3 protein-coding genes are annotated in these 1,894 nt (G+C 74.3%); 2 read left to right on the top strand and 1 reads right to left on the bottom strand.

Features of this window, described 5'->3' with window-relative positions:
• Positions 1 to 286: helix-turn-helix transcriptional regulator (locus tag RIM90_RS27250; protein ID WP_309063415.1), on the bottom strand; the 286-nt coding region annotated here is incomplete at its 3' end.
• A gap of 273 nt (positions 287 to 559) precedes the next feature.
• Here RIM90_RS27250 and RIM90_RS27255 point away from each other — a divergent pair.
• Positions 560 to 1,177 carry a hypothetical protein gene (locus RIM90_RS27255; protein WP_309063407.1) on the top strand — a complete coding sequence of 206 codons (618 nt, stop codon included), beginning with the start codon at positions 560 to 562 and terminating at the stop codon, positions 1,175 to 1,177.
• Between the two features lie 258 nt (positions 1,178 to 1,435).
• Complete coding sequence (locus tag RIM90_RS27260; RefSeq protein ID WP_309063408.1) at positions 1,436 to 1,867, top strand: ATP-binding protein; 432 nt, start codon at positions 1,436 to 1,438, stop codon at positions 1,865 to 1,867.
• The last annotated feature ends 27 nt before the right edge of the window (positions 1,868 to 1,894 follow it).

Consider the following 1,894-nt stretch of genomic DNA (forward strand, 5'->3'; position numbering starts at 1 on the left):
CCGCACCGCCGGCCGCCACCGCCGGGCGCGGCCGTTGCCGTGCCGCCACCGCGCGGAGCCAGCGGCGGTGGAGTTCCAGGCGTTCCTCACCCGACGCACCGCACAGGGCGGCGAAGCGCTCCACGGGCGCGAAGTCGACGGGGACCGCCTCGCCGGCGCAGTAGCGGTGCAGCGTGGAGGTGTTCATGTTCAGGCGGCGGGCCAGCGAGCCGTAACTGCGGTCCGTACGCTCCTTCAGCTCGCGCAGCAGCGCCGCGAACCGCGCCACGTCGTCCTGTGCCGACACCGTCACCCCGCACTCGTCCGGCCCGGCCCGGCCCGGGGACCGTCTCCCGCGGGCCTCCCGGGCATCCCAGGCACCTCATATACCTGCACGTCGGAGGGGGTGGGACGGTTCCATGCCGGTGCACCCGGCGACGGCGCTTGCGTCCGCCTCCCGGGACGGCCGATGCTCTTGGCACCGCCCCGACGGCGCCGGACGAACCGTCCGGCCGCCTCCCGGCGCACCGTTCCGCATGTCACCACGCATTCCACTCCGCACTCCTCACGGGGGACACCCATGCCCATGCGCACCCGAGCCGCCGCCCTGGCCGCCCTCACCGTCGCCGCCCTCGCCGCCGGCACGGCACTGACGGCGCCCGCCGGAGCCGCGCCGAAGAAGACCGCGCCCGCGTTCCTCGCGGCGTCCGAACTGCCGCCGCACCCGTCGTCCGACTGGACCGCGGGCCCGGTCACCGACGGCTTCCCGGTGGAGCTCGCCCACTGCCTGGGCGAGGGCGTGCCGGCCTACGACTACCGGCACCGGCTCTTCCGCACCGACCTGGACACCGGTGCCGTGCAGGTCACCGTCGTCACGGGCTCCGCCGCCAAGGGCAGGGCGCTGGCCGCCCTGCTGAACAGGGAGATCCGCTCCTGCGCGGACCGGATCGAGCAGTCCGACCCGGAGATCGAGGCCGAGGGCCGGTTCTACGGCTCGCTGCCGGTCGAGGAGGGCGCGCAGGTGCACGGTCTGCACACCGCCGCGTCCTGGGGCGCCACGGACGTCCATCTGCTGTCCGTGGGACGGGACGGCGGGACGGTGACCGTCGTGGGCTGGGGGCAGATGGGCGACTTCGACGACGCCCCGGTGGCCGCCTTCAAGAAGACGACGACGAAGGCCGTCAACAAGCTGTACTGACCGCGCGCCCACCGCGAGAAGCCGGGGGCGTCCTTCCGCCACGGGGGTCGGAAGGACGGCCCCGCGCAGGTGCGTGGCCATCGCACTTCGGCCAACAACCGGTCGTTGACGGTTCGGCATGACTGCCGCGTGGGTGACGGGGCAGACATTCCCGTGAACGTGTTCGAGCAGCAGGGGGAACCGACAGCGGCACGCGGGCGGGGGAGCATGGAGAGGCAGGTACGAGGGGGCGATTCCGTCACGGTCCGAACCTCCTCGGTGAGGACCGTGAACGTGGCGGCCGACGGCGCGGCGGCGCAGACGCCGGCGGCTCAGCTGAGGCGCCGGCTGGGGCGGGCGGACCTGCGGGCGGTGCCCGAGTCCCGCAGGGCGCTGCGCGAACTGCTCAGACCGTGGGGGAGACCGGAGCAGTCCGAGATCGCGGAACTGCTCACCAGTGAGCTCGTCACCAACGCGCTGGTCCACACCGACCGGGAGGCGGTCCTGACGGCCACCGTCGGACCCCGTGGACTGCGGGTCGAGGTGCGGGACTTCGTGGCCCGCGAGCCCCGGCGGTGCGTACCGGACGCCGACGACGGTACGCACGGCCGGGGCCTGGTGCTGGTCGAGTCCCTCGCCGACGCGTGGGGGGTCAGGGCGCACGGGGTGGGCAAGGTGGTCTGGTTCGCACTCGGCGCGGACGCCGCCTGACGCCCGCCCGGCGTGCGAACGGGACGG

Origin of the sequence: Streptomyces sp. (genome assembly GCF_031181555.1) — a bacterium.
Lineage (GTDB): Bacteria > Actinomycetota > Actinomycetes > Streptomycetales > Streptomycetaceae > Streptomyces > Streptomyces fimbriatus.